The 20,795-nt window shown below is 68.3% G+C and carries 17 protein-coding genes; 15 read left to right on the forward strand and 2 right to left on the reverse strand.

The genetic code is table 11. The annotated features are described in order from the left end of the window. The first annotated feature begins 4 nt into the window (after positions 1-4). The 11 genes from L1081_RS23455 to L1081_RS23505 all read left to right on the forward strand — a co-directional run bounded on the left by L1081_RS23455 (position 5) and on the right by L1081_RS23505 (position 8,888). On the forward strand, positions 5-388 hold the full coding sequence (locus tag L1081_RS23455; RefSeq protein ID WP_489414290.1) for a cupin domain-containing protein: 384 nt from the start codon (positions 5-7) through the stop codon (positions 386-388). Between the two features lie 26 nt (positions 389-414). Beyond that, entirely contained in the window at positions 415-1,425 is a 1,011-nt protein-coding gene (locus L1081_RS23460; RefSeq protein WP_489414291.1) for a tripartite tricarboxylate transporter substrate-binding protein, read from the forward strand. A gap of 130 nt (positions 1,426-1,555) precedes the next feature. After that, positions 1,556-2,782: a CoA transferase gene (locus L1081_RS23465; RefSeq protein ID WP_489414292.1), complete on the forward strand. Its 1,227-nt coding sequence runs from the start codon at positions 1,556-1,558 to the stop codon at positions 2,780-2,782. After that, the gene (locus L1081_RS23470; RefSeq protein ID WP_489414293.1) at positions 2,779-3,948 is read left to right on the forward strand and encodes an acyl-CoA dehydrogenase family protein; all 1,170 of its coding nucleotides are present in this window, start codon (positions 2,779-2,781) and stop codon (positions 3,946-3,948) included. The genes L1081_RS23465 and L1081_RS23470 overlap by 4 nt, the downstream gene beginning before the upstream one ends. Before the next feature lie 13 nt (positions 3,949-3,961). Beyond that, positions 3,962-4,255: an acylphosphatase gene (locus L1081_RS23475; RefSeq protein WP_489414294.1), complete on the forward strand. Its 294-nt coding sequence runs from the start codon at positions 3,962-3,964 to the stop codon at positions 4,253-4,255. 140 nt (positions 4,256-4,395) lie between these two features. Continuing rightward, the gene (locus L1081_RS23480) at positions 4,396-5,316 is read left to right on the forward strand and encodes a hydroxymethylglutaryl-CoA lyase (RefSeq protein ID WP_489414295.1); all 921 of its coding nucleotides are present in this window, start codon (positions 4,396-4,398) and stop codon (positions 5,314-5,316) included. Between the two features lie 31 nt (positions 5,317-5,347). After that, entirely contained in the window at positions 5,348-5,836 is a 489-nt protein-coding gene (locus L1081_RS23485) for a YbaK/EbsC family protein (RefSeq protein ID WP_489414296.1), read from the forward strand. A 4-nt stretch (positions 5,837-5,840) separates the two neighbouring features. Continuing rightward, entirely contained in the window at positions 5,841-6,119 is a 279-nt protein-coding gene (locus L1081_RS23490; protein WP_489414297.1) for a DUF1289 domain-containing protein, read from the forward strand. Continuing rightward, positions 6,116-6,760: a 2-hydroxychromene-2-carboxylate isomerase gene (locus L1081_RS23495; protein ID WP_319439606.1), complete on the forward strand. Its 645-nt coding sequence runs from the start codon at positions 6,116-6,118 to the stop codon at positions 6,758-6,760. The genes L1081_RS23490 and L1081_RS23495 overlap by 4 nt, the downstream gene beginning before the upstream one ends. 166 nt (positions 6,761-6,926) lie before the next feature. Next, complete coding sequence (locus L1081_RS23500; RefSeq protein WP_489414298.1) at positions 6,927-8,621, forward strand: MFS transporter; 1,695 nt, start codon at positions 6,927-6,929, stop codon at positions 8,619-8,621. Between the two features lie 120 nt (positions 8,622-8,741). Further along, on the forward strand, positions 8,742-8,888 hold the full coding sequence (locus tag L1081_RS23505) for a hypothetical protein (RefSeq protein WP_164547807.1): 147 nt from the start codon (positions 8,742-8,744) through the stop codon (positions 8,886-8,888). Positions 8,889-8,918: 30 nt separating this feature from the next. Here L1081_RS23505 and L1081_RS23510 read toward each other — a convergent pair whose 3' ends face one another. Together L1081_RS23510 and L1081_RS23515 are read right to left on the reverse strand one after the other, a co-directional pair. Then, positions 8,919-10,034, reverse strand: a complete 1,116-nt coding sequence (locus tag L1081_RS23510; RefSeq protein WP_489414299.1) for an ABC transporter substrate-binding protein — start codon at positions 10,032-10,034, stop codon at positions 8,919-8,921. Positions 10,035-10,170: 136 nt separating this feature from the next. Next, positions 10,171-11,277 carry an ABC transporter substrate-binding protein gene (locus L1081_RS23515; RefSeq protein ID WP_489414300.1) on the reverse strand — a complete coding sequence of 369 codons (1,107 nt, stop codon included), beginning with the start codon at positions 11,275-11,277 and terminating at the stop codon, positions 10,171-10,173. Positions 11,278-11,447: 170 nt separating this feature from the next. On the opposite strand from L1081_RS23515, the gene uvrA reads away from it, so the two are divergent. The 4 genes from uvrA to L1081_RS23535 all read left to right on the forward strand — a co-directional run bounded on the left by uvrA (position 11,448) and on the right by L1081_RS23535 (position 20,599). Continuing rightward, positions 11,448-17,297 (forward strand): excinuclease ABC subunit UvrA, encoded by a 5,850-nt coding sequence (uvrA, locus tag L1081_RS23520; protein ID WP_489414301.1) that lies wholly within the window; start codon positions 11,448-11,450, stop codon positions 17,295-17,297. Between the two features lie 118 nt (positions 17,298-17,415). Further along, complete coding sequence (gene ocd, locus L1081_RS23525; RefSeq protein ID WP_489414302.1) at positions 17,416-18,465, forward strand: ornithine cyclodeaminase; 1,050 nt, start codon at positions 17,416-17,418, stop codon at positions 18,463-18,465. An 8-nt stretch (positions 18,466-18,473) separates the two neighbouring features. Next, positions 18,474-19,523: a histone deacetylase family protein gene (locus L1081_RS23530; protein WP_489414303.1), complete on the forward strand. Its 1,050-nt coding sequence runs from the start codon at positions 18,474-18,476 to the stop codon at positions 19,521-19,523. Between the two features lie 101 nt (positions 19,524-19,624). Then, positions 19,625-20,599, forward strand: a complete 975-nt coding sequence (locus L1081_RS23535) for a tripartite tricarboxylate transporter substrate-binding protein (protein WP_489414304.1) — start codon at positions 19,625-19,627, stop codon at positions 20,597-20,599. Positions 20,600-20,795 lie beyond the last annotated feature (196 nt).

Raw genomic sequence — 20,795 nt, forward strand, 5'->3', positions numbered from 1 at the left:
AACAATGACTTCTCCACGCTACTTCGTCCGCGAAAGCGACATTGCCGGCTACCACCCGGCCAACCACACCGGCACCCTCAACAAGCGGCTGATCGGCCCCGAGACCGTGGGCGCGAAGCAGCTCGAGGTGCTGGTCGGCCACATCCAGAAGGGCAAGGGCGCGCTGCCCCACGCACATCCGGGCATCGAGCAGGTCTGCTACATGCTCGAAGGCCGCGCGGTCGCCGAGGTGGGCGGCCAGCGGCAGGAGCTGCACCCCGGCGACAGCTGCTTTTTTCCGGCCGATTCGATGCACACCTTCACGGTGGTGAGCGACGAGCCGGTGCGCGTGCTGGTCATCTACAGCCCGCCGTACGAGGAATCGCCGGAGCGCGTGATCCGGCCCTGAACGACAACCACCCGGAGACAAGAACCATGCAGACGAAGAACGCGGCAACCACGGTCGCGGTGGCAAGCCGCCGCCGTTTCATTTCCATCGGCGCCGCCGCGGGCCTGGCCGGCGCGGCGCCCTGGGCCTTTGCGCAGGAGGGTTACCCGAAGCAGCCGATCAAGCTGATCGTGCCCTTCGCGGCCGGCAGCGGCACCGACGCGGTGGCGCGCATCACGGCGCAGATGCTGGGCGAGGCGCTCAAGGCCTCGGTCATCGTGGACAACCGCGCGGGCGCCAGCGGCGTGATCGCCGCCGAGTTCGTGGCCAAGGCGCCGCCCGACGGCTACACGCTCTTCATGACCACCAACACCACGCACTCGGCCAATCCGAGCCTGATGAAGTCGCTGCCCTACGACCCGGTGAAGGACTTCGCGCCCGTGAGCCGCATGGGCAACCTGCCGTTCATGCTGGTGGTCAACAACGAGCTGCCGGTGAAGAGCGTGGCCGAGCTGTTGGCCTGGGGCCGCGCGCACCCAGGCAAGCTGACCTATGCGAGCGGCAACAGCACCGGCATCGTGAGCGGTGCCACGCTCTCGCGCATGAGCGGCGTGCCGATGCTGCACGTGCCCTACAAGAGCACGCCGCCCGCGATTGCCGACCTGATCGGCGGGCAGGTGTCGATGATGGTGGTCGACCTCGCCGCGGGGCTCGCCACGGTGAAGGCCGGCAAGATGCGCGCGATTGCGGTCACCACGCAGGAGCGCACCAAGCTCTTCCCCGAACTGCCGCCGCTGGCCGAGACGCCCGAGCTCAAGGGCTTCGACATCACCTCGTGGAACGGCGTGTTCGCGCCGGCCGGCACGCCGCGCGATGTGGTGCTGAAGCTCAACAAGGTGCTGTCGGAAATGGCGAACGGCGCGGCCTTCCGCGAGCGGGTGGCGAAGCTGGGCTTCGATGCGTTCGGCAGCACGCCGGAAGAACTGGGTGCGTTCACCGTGTCGGAGCTGGCCAAGTGGAAGAAGCTGATCCAGGCTGCGGGCATTCAACCGGAATGAGCGTGCTGTCGAATTTGAATTTCTCCCTCCCCTTCCGGGGGAGGGCAGGAGTGGGGGCCAGCGGCGTATCCATCGCGCGCCCTGCCTGCCCCCATCCCAACCTTCCTCCGGAAGGGGAAGGAGCAAAGACATGAACACCACGGGACCACTCGACGGCATCCGCATCCTCGACCTCACGGCCGTGGTGATGGGCCCCTATGCCACGCAGACGCTCGGCGACCTTGGCGCCGACATCGTCAAGGTCGAGCCGCCCTCCGGCGACAACCTGCGCGCGGTCGGTCCGATGCGCCACGCCGGCATGGGCGCGATGGCACTGCACCTGAACCGCAACAAGCGCTCGATCGTGCTCGACCTCAAGCAGCCCGAGGGCTGCGAGGCGTGCCTGCGGCTCGCGGCGGGCTGCGATGCGCTGATCTACAACACGCGCCCGCAGGCCATGGCGCGGCTCGGGCTCGGCTACGAGGCCGTGGCGGCGGCCAATCCGAAGATCGTCTACCTCGGCGCCTTCGGCTATGGCGAAGAAGGCCCCTATGCCGGCAAGCCCGCCTACGACGACCTGATCCAGGGCGCGGCCGGCGTGGCCTCGCTGTTCGCGCAGCAAAGCGGCGATGCACCGCGCTACGCGCCCGTCACGCTGGCCGACCGCGCCGTGGGCCTGCAGGCCGCCATCGCGCTGCTCGCGGCCGTGCTGCACGCGCAGCGCACGGGCCGCGGCCAGGCGGTCGAGGTGCCAATGTTCGAAGCGCTCTCGCAGTTCGTGATGGGCGACCACCTCGGCGGCCACAGCTTCGAGCCGCCGCTCGGTCCCACGGGCTATGCGCGCCTGCTCGCGCCGCACCGCAAGCCCTACGCCACGGCCGACGGCTACCTGAGCGTGCTGATCTACAACGACAAGCACTGGCAGGCCTTCTTCGACCTGATCGGCCGGCCCGAGCTGCGTGCTTCGCCGATGTTCGGCACGCACACGGCGCGCGCCGCGAACATCGGCGCGGTCTATGCGTTCGTGGCCGAGGTGATGGCCACACGCGGCAGCGATGACTGGATGGCCGCGCTGGAGGCGGCCGACATCCCGGTCGCGCGGCTGCACAGCACCGAGAGCCTGCTCGGCGACCCGCACCTGCGCGCGGTCGACTTCTTTCCCGAGTTCGACCATCCGAGCGAAGGCCGCATCCGCACGCTCGCGCCGGTCGGCCGCTACAGCGCCACGCCCGCAGCCATCCGCCGCATGGCGCCGCGCATCGGCGAGCAGAGCGTCGAGCTGCTGCGCGAAGCGGGCTACGGCGACGAAGAGATCGACCACCTGCTCGCACGTGGCATCACGCTGCAGCCGGCTCCACCCAAGGACAACGACGAATGAACTTCTCCCTCAACGAAGACCAGCGCTCGCTGGTGGCCGCCATCGAGCGGCTGTGCGACGACTTCCCCGCCGACTACTGGCGCGACCACGACGACCGCGCCGCGTTCCCGCACGAGTTCCACCGCGCCGTGGCCGACAGCGGCTGGCTCGGCATCGCGATGCCCGAGGCGCAGGGCGGCGCGGGGCTGGGCATCACCGAGGCCGCGCTGATGATGCGCGCCATCAGCGCCTCGGGCGCGGGCATGTCGGGCGCGTCGTCGGTGCACATGAACATCTTCGGGCTCAACCCGGTGGTGGTGTTCGGCAGCGAGGCGCAGCGCCAGCGCTTCCTGCCGCCGCTGATCGCCGGCACCGAGAAGGCCTGCTTCGCCGTGACCGAGCCCGACGCGGGGCTCGACACCACGAGCCTCAAGACGCAGGCGGTGCGCCAGCCGAACGGCAGCTACCTGCTGCACGGCCGCAAGATCTGGATCTCGACCGCGCAGGTGGCCGACCGCATGCTGATCCTCACACGCACCACGCCGCAGGGCCAGGTGAAGAAGCCCACGCAGGGCCTCACGCTGTTCTATACGCCGCTGGACCGCGGCAAGGTCGAAGTGCGCGAGATCCACAAGCTCGGCCGCGCGGCGGTGGACTCGAACATGCTCTTCATCGACGGGCTCGAAGTGCCGGAGGAAGACCGCATCGGCGAGGAGGGGCGCGGCTTCGAATACATCCTGCACGGGCTCAACCCCGAGCGCATCTTGATTGCGGCCGAAGCCATCGGCATCGGCCGCGCCGCGCTGCGCATCGCCTCGCAGTACGCGCAGGAGCGCGTCGTGTTCGGCCGGCCGATCGGCCAGAACCAGGGCGTGGCGCATCCGCTCGCGCGCGCCTGGGCCAACCTCGAGGCGGCCGATCTGATGGTGTTCAAGGCCGCCACGCTGTACGACGCGGGCGAGCCCTGCGGCATCGAGGCCAATGCCGCCAAGTACCTCGCGGCCGAGGCGGCGCACGACGCCTGCCAGAACGCGGTTCTCACGCTCGGCGGCATGGGCTATGCGAAGGAATACCATGTCGAGCGGCTGCTGCGCGAGAGCTACATTCCGCGCATTGCGCCGGTCAGCCCGCAGATGATCCTGAACTTCATCGCGGAAAAGGCGCTCGGCCTGCCCAAGTCGTACTGATGTCGCCCATGCCATGAATCCATCCGCCGTCACCCGCCATCTCGTCGTCCGCGGCCTGGTGCAGGGCGTGGGCTATCGCTGGTCGATGGTGCAGGCCGCGCGGCGCCTGGGCGTGCACGGCTGGGTGCGCAACCGCCGGGACGGCAGCGTGGAGGCGCTGGCCTTCGGCCCGGCTGCTGCGGTCGATGCGCTGGTCGCCTGGGCCCGCAGCGGGCCGGACGGGGCGCGCGTGGATGCACTCGAGGCGGTGGAGGCCGCCGCGCCCGCCGAACTCCCATCGGATTTCGTGCAGCGCGAAACGGCGTGAGCAGCCGCGTTGGCACGATCTGCAACGCCGCTGGCAGGCATTGCAACTCCCGCGGCGGGCGCGGCCGAGCACGCCGGACGCAGACGGCCGACAATTGACGGACGGTTTTTTTCTTTTCCCAGCGAACCCTGAGACATCCCATGAAACTCCCCGCCAAGGTAAAGATCGTCGACGTCGGTCCGCGCGACGGACTGCAGAACGAGAAGCAACCGGTCTCCGCCGAAGTCAAGATCGGCCTCTTGCACCGCCTGCAGGACGCCGGCCTGAAGGAGATCGAGGTCACCAGCTTCGTGAGCCCCAAGTGGGTGCCGCAGATGGCCGACGCTGCCTCCGTGATGCACGGCATTCGGCGCTTGCCCGGCGTGCGCTACTCGGTGCTCACGCCCAACATGAAGGGCTTCGAGGCCGCCATTGCCGCACCGCGCGAGGAGTGGCCCGACGAGATCGTGGTGTTCGGCGCCGCGAGCGAGGCCTTCAGCCAGAAGAACATCAACTGCTCCATTGCCGAGAGCATCGAGCGCTTCGCACCCGTGGTGGCCGCGGCACGCGAAAAGGGCATCGACGTGCGCGGCGCCATGTCGTGCACCGTCGGCTGCCCGTACGAAGGCGAGGTCGCGCCCGAGCGCGTGGGCATGCTGGCCAAGCTGATGAAGGACATCGGCGTGCAGCGCGTGGACGTGGCCGACACCATCGGCGTGGGCACGCCGGGGAAGGTGAAGGCCGCCATCGAGGCCACGCTGGCGCACTTCGGCGTGGACCACATCTCGGGCCACTTCCACGACACCTACGGCCAGGCGCTGGTCAACACGCTGGCCTCGCTGGAGCTGGGGGTCTGGAACTTCCAGTCGTCCTCCGCCGGGCTGGGCGGCTGTCCCTACGCCAAGGGCGCGACCGGCAACGTGGCCACCGAGGACGTGGTCTACATGCTGCACGGCATGGGCATCGAGACCGGCATCGACCTCGACAAGCTGATCGACGCGGGCGTGTACATCAGCGAGGCGCTGGGGCGCGAGCCGAATTCGCGCGCCTCCAAGGCGATCCGTACCAAGAGGGCGGGATGATGAGCATCGACGCAAAGCGGGGAGGCATCTGATGTGCGGCGCTGAACTCCATTCGCTGCCTGAAGGCGTGCAGCGCGTTTCCCGTGTGCTGCAGGACGCGGGCCACCCCCATTCGCCGCGCATGCTCGACGACGCCTGCCGCACCGCTCAGCAGGCCGCCGACGCGCTCGGCATCGGGGTCGGGCAGATCGCCAAGAGCATCGTCTTCCGGCGCAAGAGCGACGACGCGGCGGTGCTGGTCATCACCTCGGGCGACAGGCGGGTCGACGAGAAGAAGGTCGATGCGCTGGTCGGCAAGACCGGCCGCGCCGATGCGGAGTTCGTGAAGGCGCGCACCGGCTTCACGATCGGCGGCGTGTCGCCGGTGGCGCATGCCACGCCGCCGGTGGTGCTGATCGACCGCGAGCTGTTCCGCTTCGAGGAGATCTGGGCCGCCGCGGGCCATCCGCATGCGGTGTTCCAGCTGCGTCCGCAAGACCTCGAGAAGCTCACCGGCGCGCCGGTGGCGGACGTGGTGTGACGACGTGAATCCGGGCGACGCGCAAACGCTGGCCGAACGCGCCGAGGCCGTGCAGCGCTCGGCCGGCGACGATGCGCCCGATGTGCCATCGCCCTGCACCTCGGTCTGCCGCATGGACAGCCTGAGCGGCTTCTGCGAAGGGTGCCTGCGCACCATCTCCGAGATCGCGGGCTGGAGCAGGATGGAAGACGAGGCGCGGCGCGGCGTGTGGCGCGCGATAGAGTTGCGGGCGCGGGCCGGACTCTGGCGCATTCCGGAACCCTCAGGAGACAAGCACGCATGAAGCACATCGACTTCTACCTCGACTTCATCTCGCCCTACGCGCACCTTGCGTTCGAGCACCTGCCGCAGGCGCTCGAAGGCCTGAGCTGCAGCGTGGCCTACAAGCCGGTGCTGCTCGGCGCGATCCTCAAGCACCACGGCCAGCTCGGACCGGCGGAGATTCCCGCCAAGCGCAGCTGGACCTACCGCCATGTGCTCTGGCTTGGCCATGCGAACGGCATCCAGATCGAGATGCCGGCCTCGCACCCGTACAACCCGCTGCCGCACCTGCGGCTCGCGCTGTCGACCTCGGACGACGGCAGCATCAGCCGCCTGGTAGCCGAGACCATCTTGCGCAATGTGTGGCGTGGCGGCGAGGAAGCCGGCGATGCCGCGCGCCTGGCTGCGCTGGCGGCGCAGCTGGAACCGAAGCGCGACATGAACGGCGACGAGAACAAGGCGCTGCTCAAGCGCAACACCGACGGCGCCCTGCAGGCCGGCGTGTTCGGCACGCCGACGTGCGTGGTCGACGGTCGCCTGTTCTGGGGCTTCGACGGTCTCGCGATGCTGCGCGCCTATCTGGCCGGCGACGCATGGTTCGACGGGCCGCAATGGGCCGCGGCCGACCAGCGGCCGTCCTTGCTGCGAAGCAGCAAAAGCTGAGCAAGCGGCCGATTTCTTACAAGCTGAAACGGACCCCGCGGGTTTCACCTTAATCCGTAAGCGTCGGTTCAGTTTCGCGAAAGGCTCGGGTCAGTCGCGCCTCCAAGAATGCTTCACGGTCCCGAATGCCGGGGCCGACCGAACGCATACACAGGAGACGACGCAAATGGCAGCAACACTGGATTCGAGGGGGATGCCGCACCCGGCCCCCCGGCCCATGTCCGCGGAGGAAAAGAAGGTCATCTTCGCTTCCTCCCTTGGCACGGTGTTCGAGTGGTACGACTTCTATCTTTACGGCTCGCTGGCCGCGATCATCGCGAAGCAGTTCTTCAGCGGCCTGGATGCCGGCGCGGCCTTCATCTTCGCGCTGCTGGCGTTTGCCGCGGGCTTCCTGGTGCGGCCGTTCGGCGCCATCGTGTTCGGCCGGCTCGGCGACATGATCGGGCGCAAGTACACCTTCCTGGTCACGATCCTGATCATGGGCCTGTCGACCTTCATCGTCGGCCTCTTGCCCAGCTACGCGACCATCGGCGTCGCGGCGCCGGTGATCCTGATCGCGCTGCGCATGCTGCAGGGCCTCGCGCTCGGCGGCGAGTACGGCGGTGCCGCCACCTACGTGGCCGAGCACTCGCCGCACGGCAAGCGCGGCGCCTACACCTCGTGGATCCAGACCACCGCCACGCTCGGACTGTTCCTGAGCCTGCTGGTGATCCTGGGCGTGCGCACCTGGCTCGGCGAACAGGCCTTCGGCGACTGGGGCTGGCGCGTTCCGTTCCTGGTGTCGATCGCACTGCTCGGTATCTCGGTGTGGATCCGCCTCTCGCTGAGCGAATCGCCCGCCTTCCAGAAGATGAAGGCCGAGGGCAAGACCTCGAAGGCGCCGCTGTCCGAATCCTTCGGCCAGTGGAAGAACCTCAAGATCGTGATCCTGGCGCTGGTCGGCCTCACGGCAGGCCAGGCCGTGGTCTGGTACTCGGGCCAGTTCTACGCGCTGTTCTTCCTGACACAGCAGCTCAAGGTCGATGCGACCACCGCCAACCTGATGATCGCCGCCGCGCTGCTGCTCGGCACGCCGTTCTTCGTGGTCTTCGGCACGCTGTCCGACAAGATCGGCCGCAAGCCGATCATCATGGCCGGCTGCCTCCTGGCCGTGGTCACCTACTTCCCGGTCTTCAAGATGCTGACCGAAGCCGCCAATCCCGACCTGGCCAAGGCGCAAGCCACTGCCGGCGTCACGGTGACGGCCGACCCGGCAACCTGCTCGTTCCAGGGCAACCCGGTGGCCCGCGAGATCGACTTCAGGAGCTCCTGCGACATCGCCAAGCGCTACCTCGTGCAGAACTCGGTGAGCTATGAGAACGTGGCCGGCGCCCCCGGCTCGAAGGCCATCGTGAAGATCGGCGACAAGACGGTCGAGGCGCCCGTGGGCAACGTCGTGAACCTCAAGTTCGACGAGAACTCCGCCAAGGAAATCGCTGCCTTCAAGAAGGGCGTGGCCGAAGACCTGAAGGTCGCGGGCTACCCGGCCAAGGCCGACCCCGCGAAGATCAACAAGCTGGTGACGGTCGGGCTGCTGTTCTGGCTGGTGCTGCTGGTGACCATGGTCTACGGCCCGATCGCCGCCATGCTGGTGGAACTGTTTCCCACCCGCATCCGCTACACCTCGATGAGCCTGCCGTACCACATCGGCAACGGCTGGTTCGGCGGCCTGCTGCCAACCACCGCCTTTGCCATCGTGGCGTCCACCGGCAACATGTACAACGGCCTGTGGTATCCGATCATCATCGCGGGTATCACGCTGGTGGTGGGCACGCTCTTCATCCGCGAAACCAAGGACGTCGACATCTACGCAAACGACTGACCGCAAGTTCAGGCAGGAGGGTGGCGAGAGCCGGCCCTCCGTTCAACAAAGGGGCTTCATGCCGTCGGCATGAGGCCCTTTTCTTGAACCCTTGCATCCCACCATCAGGAGACAGAACCCATGTGGAAACTCGTTGTCGGCTTCGTCATCTTTGCCGCCATTGCCCTGTACGTCATCTCGCAAGCCGGCGACAAGATCGACATGTCGGGCGAGAAGCACGGCGGCGACACGACGCACGAGCCTGCGCCCGCTGCCGCACCCAAGTAACTAAGCAGGCAAGGCGCCGGCCGGCGCCGATCAGCGCTTGAAGCGGCCTTCGCTGACGATCGACAGGTCGACATAGTCGATGCCCGTGTGGTCCGTCGGCGAGTAGCTCACGTCGATGTTGCCGCCCAGGTCGTACTGGAAGCTGTTGAGCGTGGCAATCAGCCGGGCGCGCGTGGGCTTGGGGCCCGTGCGGCGCAGCGCCTCCACCATCACCTTGGTGGCGACGAAGCCTTCGAGCAGCGCGGGCGACAGCTCGGTCTGCCCCTTGGCCTTGGCGAGCGCCATCGCTTCCTTGATCAGCGGATGGCCGAACGAACGCTCGTAGGGCAGCACCTGCGTGACGATCACGCCGGCGCTGGCCGAGCCCAGCTCCTTGATGAAGCCCGAGGCCGCGTTGTTCGACAGCGTGATGATCTGCGCCGCCGAGCCCGCGGCGCGCAGCGCCTTCACGCCTTCGGTCACCGCCGTGCCCGAGCCGATCCACAGCACGGCCTGCGCATTGGCCTTGACCAGCTGCGGCACGATCGTCGAATAGTCGGGCTTGCTGCGGTCGGCCAGCGCCAGCACGGCCGGTGCGAGCCCGGCCTTCTCGAAGCCCTTGCTCGCGCCTTCCATCGCGTCCTTGCCGAACGAGTCGTCGGCCTGCACCACGGCAATGCGCTGGATGCCCGTGGTGTGCAGGTGCTGCACCGCCTTTTCAGCCTCGCGCTGGTAGGTCGAGCGCACGTTGAAGATGTTCTTCTGCAGCGGCTTGTGCAGCGCCATCGCGCCGGTGGAGGGGCCCACCAGCGCCACGCCGTGCTTGTCGAGCAGCGGAATGACGGCCAGGGTGTTGGGCGTGCCGCGGTTGAGCAGCAGCGCCAGCACCTTCTTGTCCTCGATCAGGATGCGCGTGTTCTCGAGCGAGCGCTTGGCGTCCAGGCCGTCGTCCAGCCGGATCACCTCGACCTGCTCGCCGTTGATGCCGCCCTGGGCATTGACCTGGTCGATGACCAGCTGCGAGCCCATGATGGTTTCCTTCACGCTGGCGGCCACCGGGCCCGACAGGTCGGCCGACTGGCCGATCACGATCTGCGCCGACGCGCCGAGCGCGGACAGGGCGAAGAGCAGTGCAACAGCACGGGACGTGGACAACATCTTCATCATCGAACAGGCCTTTGGGCGAAGCGGATGCTTCTGTCAGAAGATGTGTAATGTGTTGCCGCAAGTGACAATCACTCGCTCGTGGAAACCCTGTCAAACCATAGTTCCCAGCGCCCTGGCGCTGCCGCCAGTGCCGCGCTCAGCGCTTGAAGCGGCCCTCGCTGATGATGGCGAGATCGGCGAAGTCGATGCCCGAATGGTCCTGCGGCGAATAGCTGATCTCGAGCCCGCCGAGGTCGTAGCCGCGCAGGCTCTCGAGCGCCGCCAGCACCTTGGCGCGCGTCGGCTTGGGGCCGGCGCGGCGCAGCGCCTCGAGCAGCACCTTGGCCGAGGCAAAGCCCTCGAGCGCGGCCGGCGACAGCTCGGCCTGGCCCTTGGCGCGTGCCAGCGCCAGCGCTTCCTTGACCATGGGGTAGCTGATGGAGCGCTCGTTCGGGAACACCTGGGTCACGATCACGCCCTTGCTCGCGTCGCCCAGCTGCTTGATGAAACCCGACGAGGCGTTGTTCGACAGGGTGACCACTTGCGCGGCCGAGCCGGAGGCGCGCAGCGCCTTGATGCCCTCGACCACGGCGACGCCCGAGCCGATCCACAGCACCGCCTGCGCATTGGCGTCCCTGATGGCCGGCACGATGGCCTTGTAGTCGGGCTTTTCGCGGTCGGCAGGCACGGTCACGATGGGTTTGGCCTGCGCCTTGGCGAAGCCGGTCATGGCGCCCTCGAGCGCGTCCTGTCCGAACGAATCGGTCACGTGCACCACGGCGATGCGCGCGATGCCGGTGGTGAGCAGGTGCTGGATCGCCTTCTCGGCTTCGCGCTGATAGGTGGCGCGCACGTTGAACACGTGCTTTTGCACCGGCTTGTGCAGCACCATGGCCCCGGTGGAGGGGCCGATCAGGGGCACGTCGTGCTTGTCGAGCCACGGGATGATGGCCTGCGAATGCGGCGTGCCGCGGCTCATGAAGAGCGCCGCCACCTTCTTCTCCTCGATCAGCACGCGGGCGTTCTCGGCGGCGCGCTTGACGTCGAAGCCGTCGTCCATGCGCAGCACCTCGATCTTCTCGCCGTGGATGCCGCCCTGGGCGTTCGCGGCGTCGATCAACAGCTGGGCGCCGCCGATGGTTTCATTCACGCTGGCGGCCACCGAGCCGGTCATGCCCGCCGTCTGGCCGATCAGGATCTGGGCCGGCGCGGATGTCGCGGCCACTGCGAGCAGGGCGGCGCAAAGAACGTGCAGCTTGTTCATGGAATAACTTTCAAGTGCGAATAGGAACGTAAACGAAGGTGCTATTTGTTACCGAAGTGACAATAGCTCCATCAGTACAAACCCCTGCGCGGCCGCGGACCATGTGACGGAGTGCACGAATACGTCACCGGCCGCTCCCTAGAATGTTTGCCCCACCCCCCAAGGCACTCATGACACAGGGCTCCATCCGGATTCGCGGCGCGCGCCAGCACAACCTCCAGAACCTCGACCTCGACATCCGCACCGGCGAGATGACCGTGGTCACCGGGCCCAGCGGCTCGGGCAAATCGAGCCTCGTGTTCGACACTCTCTATGCCGAGGGCCAGCGGCGCTATGTGGAGACCTTTTCCGCCTACGCGCGCCAGTTCCTGGACCGCATGGACAAGCCGGCCGTCGACAAGGTGGAGGGCGTGCCGCCCGCCATCGCCATCGACCAGACCAACCCGGTGCGCTCCTCGCGCTCCACGGTCGGCACGATGACCGAGCTCAACGACCACCTGAAGCTGCTCTACGCGCGCGCGGCCCAGCTGTTCGACCGCGAGACCGCGCTGCCGGTGCGCCACGACTCACCCGACAGCATCTACGCGCAGATCGCCGAGCGGGCGGCTGCCGCCGGAGATCCACGCCTGGTCGTCACCTTTCCGGTCGAACTGCCGGCGGGCACATCGGCGGAAGAAGTCACGCAATGGCTGTCCGCCAGCGGCTTCACGCGCGTGCAGTCGGAGCGCGAGGTGGCCACGCCCACCGGGCCGCGCAAGGTGCTCGACGTGGTGGCCGACCGCTTTCGCATCTCGAGCGCCGAGCGTTCGCGCGTGGTCGAGGCGATCGAAATGGCGCTCAAGCGCGGCAGCGGGCGCGTCACCGTTCATGCGACCGGTGCCGAGGAAAACGCTTCTACCGAGGTCTGGAAGTTCTCCACCGGCCTGCACTGCCCCGAGAGCGACATCCGCTACGCCGACCCGATCCCGTCGATGTTCTCGTTCAACTCGGCCGTCGGCGCCTGCGACACCTGCCGCGGCTTCGGCCGCGTGATCGGCGTCGACCTGGGCCTCGTGATCCCCAACGACAAGCTCACGCTGCGCGCCGGCGCGATCAAGACCATCCAGACACCGGCCTGGAAGGAAGCGCAGGACGACCTCATGCGCCACGCCGAGGCGGCCGGCATTCCGCGCGATACGCCCTGGAACAAGCTCACCGACGAGCAGAAGCACTGGGTGATCGAGGGCACGCCCAACTACAAGGAGGGCAACTGGAACAAGCAGTGGTACGGCGTGCGCCGCTTCTTCGGCTACCTGGAGAGCAAGGCCTACAAGATGCACATCCGCGTGCTTCTATCGAAGTACCGCAGCTACACGCCGTGCCCCACCTGCAGCGGCGCGCGCCTGAAGCTCGACAGCCTGATCTGGCGCATCGGCAGCAAGGAAGATGCGGATGCCGTGCTGGAGCCCGCCAAGCGCTTCATGCCGACTGGCGTGAAGTGGACGCGCGCGCAGCTCGAGGCATTGCCTGGCCTCTGCCTGCACGATTTGATGCTGCTGCCGATCGAGCGGCTGCGGCAATTCTTCGACCGCATGGGCTTGGCTCCCTCCCCCGCCGGGGGAGGGCAGGGGTGGGGGCAGGCGGCCTCGGCAAAAGCCGTGGCAATGGGGGAGGCCGAGAGCCCCCATCCCGGCCTTCCCCCGGCGGGGGAAGGAGCAAGGCAGGGCGAAACCCAGGCGCTCAAGCTTCTCCATGAAGAAATCACCACCCGCCTGCGCTACCTGCACGACGTAGGCATCGGCTATCTCACGCTCGACCGGCAGAGCCGCACGCTGTCGGGCGGCGAGGTGCAGCGCATCAATCTCACCACCGCGCTCGGCACCTCGCTGGTCAACACGCTGTTCGTGCTCGACGAGCCCAGCATCGGCCTGCATCCGCGCGACATGAACCGCATCACCGAGGCCATGCTGCGCCTGCGCGACGCCGGCAACACGCTGGTGGTGGTCGAGCACGACCCGGCCGTGATGCTCGCGGCCGACCGCGTGATCGACATGGGCCCGGGCCCCGGCATCCGCGGCGGGCAGATCGTGTTCGACGGCAGCACCGACCAGCTGCGCGATGCCGACACGCTGACCGGCCAGTACCTGGGCGGGCGCAAGAAGATCGGCATGGGCTTCAAGCGGCTCGTGAGCGAGAACACGCACCGGCTCATCCTCGAAGGCGTGCGCGAGCACAACCTCAGGAACATCACGGTCGAGTTTCCGCTCGCGCGGCTGGTGTGCGTGACCGGCGTCAGCGGCTCGGGCAAGTCGACGCTGATCCAGGACGTGCTGGCGCCCGCGCTCATGCGCCATTTCGGCAAGGCCACCGAAACGCCGGGTGCGCACGACCGCCTGCTGGGCGCCGATCACCTGGGCGACGTGGTCTTCGTCGACCAGTCGCCGATCGGCAAGACCGCGCGCTCCAATCCCGCGAGCTACGTGGGCGCATGGGACGCGATCCGCGAGATCTTCGCCACCGCGGCGCTCTCGCGCCAGCGTGGCTACACCGCGAGCAAGTTCAGCTTCAACTCCGGCGACGGCCGCTGCCCGACCTGCGGCGGCTCGGGCTTCGAGCACGTCGAGATGCAGTTTCTCTCGGACGTGTACCTGCGCTGCCCCGATTGCGACGGCAAGCGCTACCGCCCCGAGATCCTCGAGGTGAAGGTCGAGCGCAAGGGCCGGAGCTACAACGTGGCCGACGTGCTCGACCTCACCGTGGCCGAAGCTGCGGTGGTGTTCGAGGCCGACCGCGACGTGCTGCGCGTGCTGCAGCCGATCTCCGATGTGGGGCTCGACTACGTCAAGCTCGGCCAGCCCGTGCCCACGCTGAGCGGCGGCGAGGCCCAGCGCCTCAAGCTCGCGGGCTTCCTGGCCGAGGCCGCGAAGAGCGCGACCGCCAGCAAGCAATCGATCGCGCGCAGGGGTACGCTGTTCCTGTTCGACGAGCCGACCACCGGCCTGCACTTCGACGACATCGCGCGCCTGATGCGCGCGCTGCGCAAGCTGCTCGATGCCGGCCATTCGCTGATCGTCATCGAGCACAACCTCGACGTGATCCGCGCCAGCGACTGGTGCATCGACCTCGGCCCCGAAGGCGGCGAAGGCGGCGGCCAGGTGGTGGCCGAGGGCACGCCCGAGCAGTTGCGCGAGAACCGCGCCTCGCTCACCGGCGCGGCGCTGGCCGACTACGACCTGGCCATCGGCCCCGAGGCCTACAAGGTGGCCGAGCGCGCCGCGCGGCGCTACATCGCCAATGCCAAGACGGCACCCGGCAGCCATGCGATCGAGATCGTCAACGCGCGCGAGCACAACCTGAAGAACCTCAGCGTGAACATTCCGCGCGGCAAGTTCAGCGTGGTCACGGGCGTGAGCGGCTCGGGCAAGTCGACGCTGGCCTTCGACATCCTGTTCAATGAAGGGCAGCGGCGCTACCTCGAATCTCTCAACGCCTATGCGCGCAGCATCGTGCAGCCTGCGGGCCGGCCCGAAGTGGATGCGGTCTACGGCATTCCGCCCACGGTGGCCATCGAGCAGCGCCTGTCGCGCGGCGGCCGCAAGAGCACGGTGGGCACCACCACCGAGGTCTGGCACTTCCTGCGCCTCTTGTACGTGAAGCTCGGCATCCAGCACTGCATCCACGACGGCGCGGCGGTGCAGCCGCAGACGCCCGACAGCATCGCCGCGCAGCTGATGCGCAACTTCAAGGGCCAGCACATCGGCCTGCTCGCGCCGCTGGTGAGCAACCGCAAGGGCGTGTACACCGAACTCGCCGACTGGGCGCGGCCGCGCGGCTTCACGCACCTGCGCGTGGACGGCGAGTTCCTGCCGACCACCGGCTTTCCGCGCATCGACCGCTTCAAGGAGCACAGCATCGAGCTGCCGGTGGCCAGCCTCGACGTGCTGCCCTCGAAGGAGACCGAACTGCGCGAGGCGCTCACGAAGGCGCTCGAACACGGCAAGGGCGTGGTGCACGTGCTGAGCCAGCTCGACGGCCTCAAGGCCGCGATGATCGCCGGCGCGCCGGCCTCCGGCATTGGCCGCGTCAACGTGTTCTCCACGCTGCGCGCCTGCCCGGTCTGCAGCACCAGCTATGCCGAGCTCGATCCGCGCCTGTTCAGCTACAACAGCAAGCACGGCTGGTGCCCCGACTGCGTGGGCACCGGCGTCAAGCTCAGCAAGGACCAGCGCAAGGTCTTCGACGACTCGATCCGCGACGACGACAACAAGGGCCGCGAACAGACCTTCGCCGAACCCGAGATCGAAGACCTGGCCGACACCGCCTGCCCGACCTGCGAAGGCACGCGGCTCAATGCCACGGCGCGCGCGGTGGGCTTCGGCGCATCGGTCGCCGACGGCATGGGCGGCATCGGCATCACCGAACTCGCGCGCATGAGCGTGACCGAGGTGCGGCAGTGGTTCGAAGGCCTGGCGCTCACCGGCCGCGAAGCCGAGATCGCACGCGACCTGGTGCCCGAGATCAAGAGCCGGCTCGAATTCCTCGAGGAGGTGGGCCTGGGCTACCTCACGCTCGACCGCGGCGCGCCCACGCTGAGCGGCGGCGAAGCGCAGCGCATCCGCCTGGCCGCGCAGCTCGGCAGCAACCTGCAGGGCGTGTGCTACGTGCTCGACGAGCCGACCATCGGCCTGCATGCGCGCGACAACCAGATCCTGCTCGACGCGCTGCACAAGCTCGGCGACAAGGGCAACACGCTGGTGGTGGTGGAGCACGACGAAGACACCATCCGCCGCGCCGACCACATCATCGACATCGGCCCGAGCGCCGGCAAGCGCGGCGGCCGTCTGGTGGCCGAGGGCTCGGTGGCCGACATCCAGAAGGCGGGCGATTCGCAGACCGGGCGCTACCTGCGCGATGCGATCAAGCATCCGCTGCAGGCGCGGCGGTTGATTCCCTCGCCCGACCCGAAGGCGGAAGACAGCGGCCAATGGCTCACGGTGCACGGCGCCGACCTGCACAACCTGCAGGGCGTGACCGCCACGCTGCCGCTGCACCGCCTGGTGGTGGTCACCGGCGTGAGCGGCTCGGGCAAGTCCACGCTCGCGCGCGACGTGCTGCTGGCCAGCGTGCATGGCATCGTGGTCCAGCGCATGACCAAGGCCGGCCGCGACGCCGATGCCGCGGGCAAGCGCCCGGCCTGGTCCGGCTGCGAGCGCGTCGAAGGCTACGAGACCATCGACCGCGTGCTCGAGGTCGACCAGACTCCCATCGGCAAGACGCCGCGCAGCTGCCCGGCCACCTACATCGGCTTCTGGGACACCATCCGCAAGCTGTTCGCCGACACGCTCGAAGCCAAGGCGCGCGGCTACGGCCCGGCGCGCTTCAGCTTCAACACCGGCGAAGGCCGCTGCCCCGGCTGCGACGGCGCCGGCGTGCGCACCATCGAGATGAGCTTCCTGCCCGACGTGAAGGTGCCCTGCGAGGTCTGCCACGGCGCGCGCTTCAACCCCGAGACGCTGGCCGTGAGCTGGCGCGGCAAGAGCATCGGCGAGGTGCTGCAGATGGAAGTGGACGAGGCGGTCGAGTTCTTCGCGGCCATGCCCAACATCAGCCATCCGCTGCAGCTGCTGAAGGACGTGGGGCTGGGCTATCTCACGCTGGGGCAGCCCTCGCCCACGCTCTCGGGCGGCGAGGCACAGCGCATCAAGCTGGTGACCGAACTCAGCAAGGTGCGCGACGACGTCACGCGCCGCGGCCAGAAGGCGCCGCACACGCTCTACGTGCTCGACGAGCCGACCGTGGGCCTGCACATGGCCGACGTCGAGAAGCTGATCCACGTGCTGCACCGGCTGGTGAACGGCGGCCACAGCGTGGTGGTGATCGAGCACGACCTCGACCTGATCGCCGAGGCCGACTGGATCATCGACCTCGGGCCCGAGGGCGGCAACGCCGGCGGGCGCATCGTGGCCGCGGCGCCGCCGGAGGAAGTGGTGCGCCTCGGCACGCACACCGGCGTGGCCCTGGCGCCGGTGCTGGCGCGTTGATGCGCGCGGGCGCACAATGGCTCCAACCCCTGGCGCAGGCGCATCCTGGATCAGCCATGGTGGAGTGAACACTTGAAGGAATGAAGCGCCGCGTCCGGGCTACGCAAGGAGCCGCGCCATGACCCGCTTCATCGATGTTCACAGCCTGGTTCGCCTGGTGGACGAAACCGGCGTTCCTGAATTCCTCAAGGCCCTGGCCGATGCGCTGCGCGACGACTTCATGCGCTGGCGCGAGTTCGACAAGAAGGCGCGCGTGGCCAGCCACTCGCACCTCGGCGTGATCGAGCTGATGCCGGTGGCCGACGACGGCGCCTATGCCTTCAAGTACGTCAACGGCCATCCGCACAACACGGCCGTGGGGCTGCCCACGGTCATGGCGTTCGGCGTGCTGGCCGAGGTCGATACGGGCTACCCCGTGCTGCTGTCGGAGCTCACGCTCACCACCGCGCTGCGCACGGCCGCCACCTCGGCCATGGCGGCGCAGGCGCTGGCGCGGCCCGGCTCGCGCAGCATGGCGCTCATCGGCAACGGCTCGCAGAGCGAGTTCCAGGCGCTGGCTTTCCATGCGCTGCTGGGCATCGAGGAGGTGCGCGTGTTCGACATCGATCCGCGCGCCACCGACAAGCTGGTGCGCCACTTGTCCGCCTGCACGCCGCTCGAGGTGGTGCGCGCGCCGTCGATCGCCGATGCGGTGCGCGGCGCCGACATCGTGACCACGGTCACGGCGCACCAGGGCCACGCGGTCGTGCTCGCGCCCGGGATGATCGAGCCGGGCATGCACATCAATGCGGTGGGCGGCGACTCCCCCGGCAAGACCGAGCTGCATCCCGACGTGCTGCGCCTCGCGCGCGTGTTCGTCGAGTACGAAGCCCAGACCCGCATCGAGGGCGAGATCCAGCAGCTGCCGGCCGACTTTCCGGTGCACGAGCTCTGGAAGGTGCTGCTCGGCAGCGTGCCCGGGCGCGAGAGCGCCGGGCAGGTCACGGTGTTCGACTCGGTCGGCTTCGCGCTCGAAGACTACACGGCGCTGCGCTACATCCACCAGCTGTCGCTGGAGCGCGGCATCGGCCAGCAGATCGCGCTGGTGCCCGAACTCGACGACCCGAAGGACCTGTTCGGGCTGACCGCCTCCGGCCGGCGCCGGGCGGTGCTGCGGCGTGCGGCATGATGGGCGGCATGCTCACCATCTACAACGACCAGCACGCACTGCACCAGGGCAAAGTCGAGATGTTCCGCGGCGAACTGGTGCCGTGCTTCGAGGTGCCCGCCCGCGTCGACCATGTGAAACATGAACTGGAGCGCCGCGGCCTGGGCCCGCTGCAGCTGCCCGATGCCTTCGACGAGGCGCTGCTGGCCAGGGTGCATGCGCCGCGCTACCTGGACTTCATCGCCCATGCCTGGGACGAGTGGGTGGCGCTCGATCCGTCCAACGCATCGCGCGATGCCCTGCCTTCGTACTGGCCCACGCGCGGCATGCGCACCGATGTATTGCCGAAGAGTTTTCCCGCGCGCATGGGGCTGTTCTCGTTCGACGCGGGCACGCCGCTCATGGCCGGCAGCTGGGCCGCCGCGCGCCACGGCGCGGCCTGCGCCTGGACCGCGGCGCAGCGCGTCATCGGCGGCGAGCGCGCCGCCTTCGCGCTCACGCGGCCGCCCGGCCATCATGCGGGCGCCGATTTCTTCGGCGGCTACTGCTTCGTCAACAACGCCGCGGTGGCCGCGCAGGCGCTGCGCGTTGCGGGCGTGGAGCGGGTGGCGGTGCTCGACGTCGACTACCACCATGGCAACGGCACGCAGGCCATCTTCTACGAGCGCAGCGACGTGCATTTCGCGAGCCTGCATGGCGATCCGCTGACCGACTATCCCTACTACCTGGGCCATGCCGACGAGCGCGGCGCGGGGGCCGGGCTCGGCTTCAACCACAACCTGCCGCTCGCGCGCGGCACCGACTTCGCCACCTGGCGCGCGGCGCTGAAGGCCGCGCTCGACGGCATTGCCGCGGTGCGCGCGGGCGCGCTGGTGGTGTCGCTCGGCGTCGACACCTTCGAAGGCGACCCGATCGCGGGCTTCCGGCTCAGGAGCGACGACTACCTGCGCATGGGCGAAGACCTGGCGCGCGCCGGCCTGCCCACGGTGTTCGTGTTCGAAGGCGGCTATGCGGTGGCGGAGGTGGGCGTCAACGCCGTCAACGTGCTGCAGGGATTCAAGCAGCAGGCTGCGGGCTGAGCTGCATGCGACAGCAGTCGGGTGAGCACCGATTGCCGCCGCGCCAAGGGCAGGGCCCAATGCGCCCTTTTGCTTTTTTCCCGATTCAGGAACCCGCCACCATGTCCCGCCGATCCCTTTTCCGTGCCGCCACGCTCGCCGCAGCCTGCGGGCTTCTTCTTTCCCCGCTGGCGGCGCTCGCGCAGGCCTTTCCCGCCAAGCCGATCAAGCTGGTCATCGCGTTCCCCGCGGGCGGGCCTACCGACATCACGATGCGCCAGCTGGCCGACAATGCGAGCAAGATCCTCGGCCAGCCCGTCATCGTCGACAACAAGCCCGGCGCCGGCGGCACCCTGCCCGCGCAGGCGCTGCAGACCGCGCAGCCTGACGGCTACACCGTCGCGCAGATTCCGCTCGGCGTGTTCCGCCTCGGCTACACCACCAAGATCAACTGGGATCCGCTCAAGGACATCAGCTACGTGCTCAACGTCACGGGCTATGCCTTCGGCATCGTGGTGCCGGCCGACAGCCCGTTCAAGACCTGGGCCGACTTCGTCGCCTACGCCAAGGCCAACCCCGGCAAGCTCACCTACGGCTCCACCGGCAACCTGACCAGCCCGCATCTCACGACCGAGATCATTGCGCAGAAGGCCGGCATCCAGCTGCAGCACGTGCCCTACAAGGGCAGCGCCGACCTGATGCTCGCGGTGGTCAGCGGCCAACTGATGGCGGCCGCCGACAGCACCGGCTTTGCGCCGCAGGTGGAGGCCGGCAAGCTGCGCGTGCTCAACACCTGGGGCGAGAAGCGCCTCGCCAAGTTCCCCGACGCGCCGACGCTGAAGGAACTGGGCTACGACATCGTGCAGAACTCGCCCTTCGGCATCGGCGCCCCCAAGGGCACGCCGCCCGAGGTGGTGAAGAAGCTGCACGACGCCTTCAAGCAGGCGATGGAAGAGCCGAGCTACGTGGCCTCGCTCGGCCGCTACGACATGCTGCCCAACTACATGAGCTCGGCGGCGTACACCAAGTTTGCGCAGGACACGGTGGTGCGCGAGAAGGCGGTGATCGAGAAGCTGGGGCTTGCGAAGGAGAAGTGAGCCGGCTTGCGGAGGTGGCGCGGTGGCCGGCCGCGCAGCCGCACCTACCCGATTTGTGATCGGCGTCGCGATGCCGCGCCCGATGGCCCTTTGCGATTTAGGTGCTAACCCTATGTAATTCCTTTGTCTTCCAGTGTTGGAAAACTCGGACCCAGTCTCGCGGCGACAAGGCCCGGACGTCCACGGTCGCGCCCGG

It is taken from the genome of Variovorax sp. MSC1_012 (assembly GCF_023667525.1).
Taxonomy (GTDB): Bacteria; Pseudomonadota; Gammaproteobacteria; order Burkholderiales; family Burkholderiaceae_C; genus Variovorax; species Variovorax beijingensis_B.

Coding starts and splice junctions, on each gene's coding strand:
- L1081_RS23530 (WP_489414303.1), top strand. CDS start 18,474: ATGCTCACCATCTACAACGACCAGCACGCACTGCACCAGGGCAAAGTC.
- L1081_RS23480 (WP_489414295.1), top strand. CDS start 4,396: ATGAAACTCCCCGCCAAGGTAAAGATCGTCGACGTCGGTCCGCGCGAC.
- L1081_RS23465 (WP_489414292.1), top strand. CDS start 1,556: ATGAACACCACGGGACCACTCGACGGCATCCGCATCCTCGACCTCACG.
- L1081_RS23460 (WP_489414291.1), top strand. CDS start 415: ATGCAGACGAAGAACGCGGCAACCACGGTCGCGGTGGCAAGCCGCCGC.
- uvrA (WP_489414301.1), top strand. CDS start 11,448: ATGACACAGGGCTCCATCCGGATTCGCGGCGCGCGCCAGCACAACCTC.
- L1081_RS23470 (WP_489414293.1), top strand. CDS start 2,779: ATGAACTTCTCCCTCAACGAAGACCAGCGCTCGCTGGTGGCCGCCATC.
- L1081_RS23455 (WP_489414290.1), top strand. CDS start 5: ATGACTTCTCCACGCTACTTCGTCCGCGAAAGCGACATTGCCGGCTAC.
- L1081_RS23505 (WP_164547807.1), top strand. CDS start 8,742: ATGTGGAAACTCGTTGTCGGCTTCGTCATCTTTGCCGCCATTGCCCTG.
- L1081_RS23475 (WP_489414294.1), top strand. CDS start 3,962: ATGAATCCATCCGCCGTCACCCGCCATCTCGTCGTCCGCGGCCTGGTG.
- L1081_RS23495 (WP_319439606.1), top strand. CDS start 6,116: ATGAAGCACATCGACTTCTACCTCGACTTCATCTCGCCCTACGCGCAC.
- L1081_RS23500 (WP_489414298.1), top strand. CDS start 6,927: ATGGCAGCAACACTGGATTCGAGGGGGATGCCGCACCCGGCCCCCCGG.
- L1081_RS23485 (WP_489414296.1), top strand. CDS start 5,348: ATGTGCGGCGCTGAACTCCATTCGCTGCCTGAAGGCGTGCAGCGCGTT.
- L1081_RS23515 (WP_489414300.1), bottom strand. CDS start 11,277: ATGAACAAGCTGCACGTTCTTTGCGCCGCCCTGCTCGCAGTGGCCGCG.
- ocd (WP_489414302.1), top strand. CDS start 17,416: ATGACCCGCTTCATCGATGTTCACAGCCTGGTTCGCCTGGTGGACGAA.
- L1081_RS23510 (WP_489414299.1), bottom strand. CDS start 10,034: ATGATGAAGATGTTGTCCACGTCCCGTGCTGTTGCACTGCTCTTCGCC.
- L1081_RS23535 (WP_489414304.1), top strand. CDS start 19,625: ATGTCCCGCCGATCCCTTTTCCGTGCCGCCACGCTCGCCGCAGCCTGC.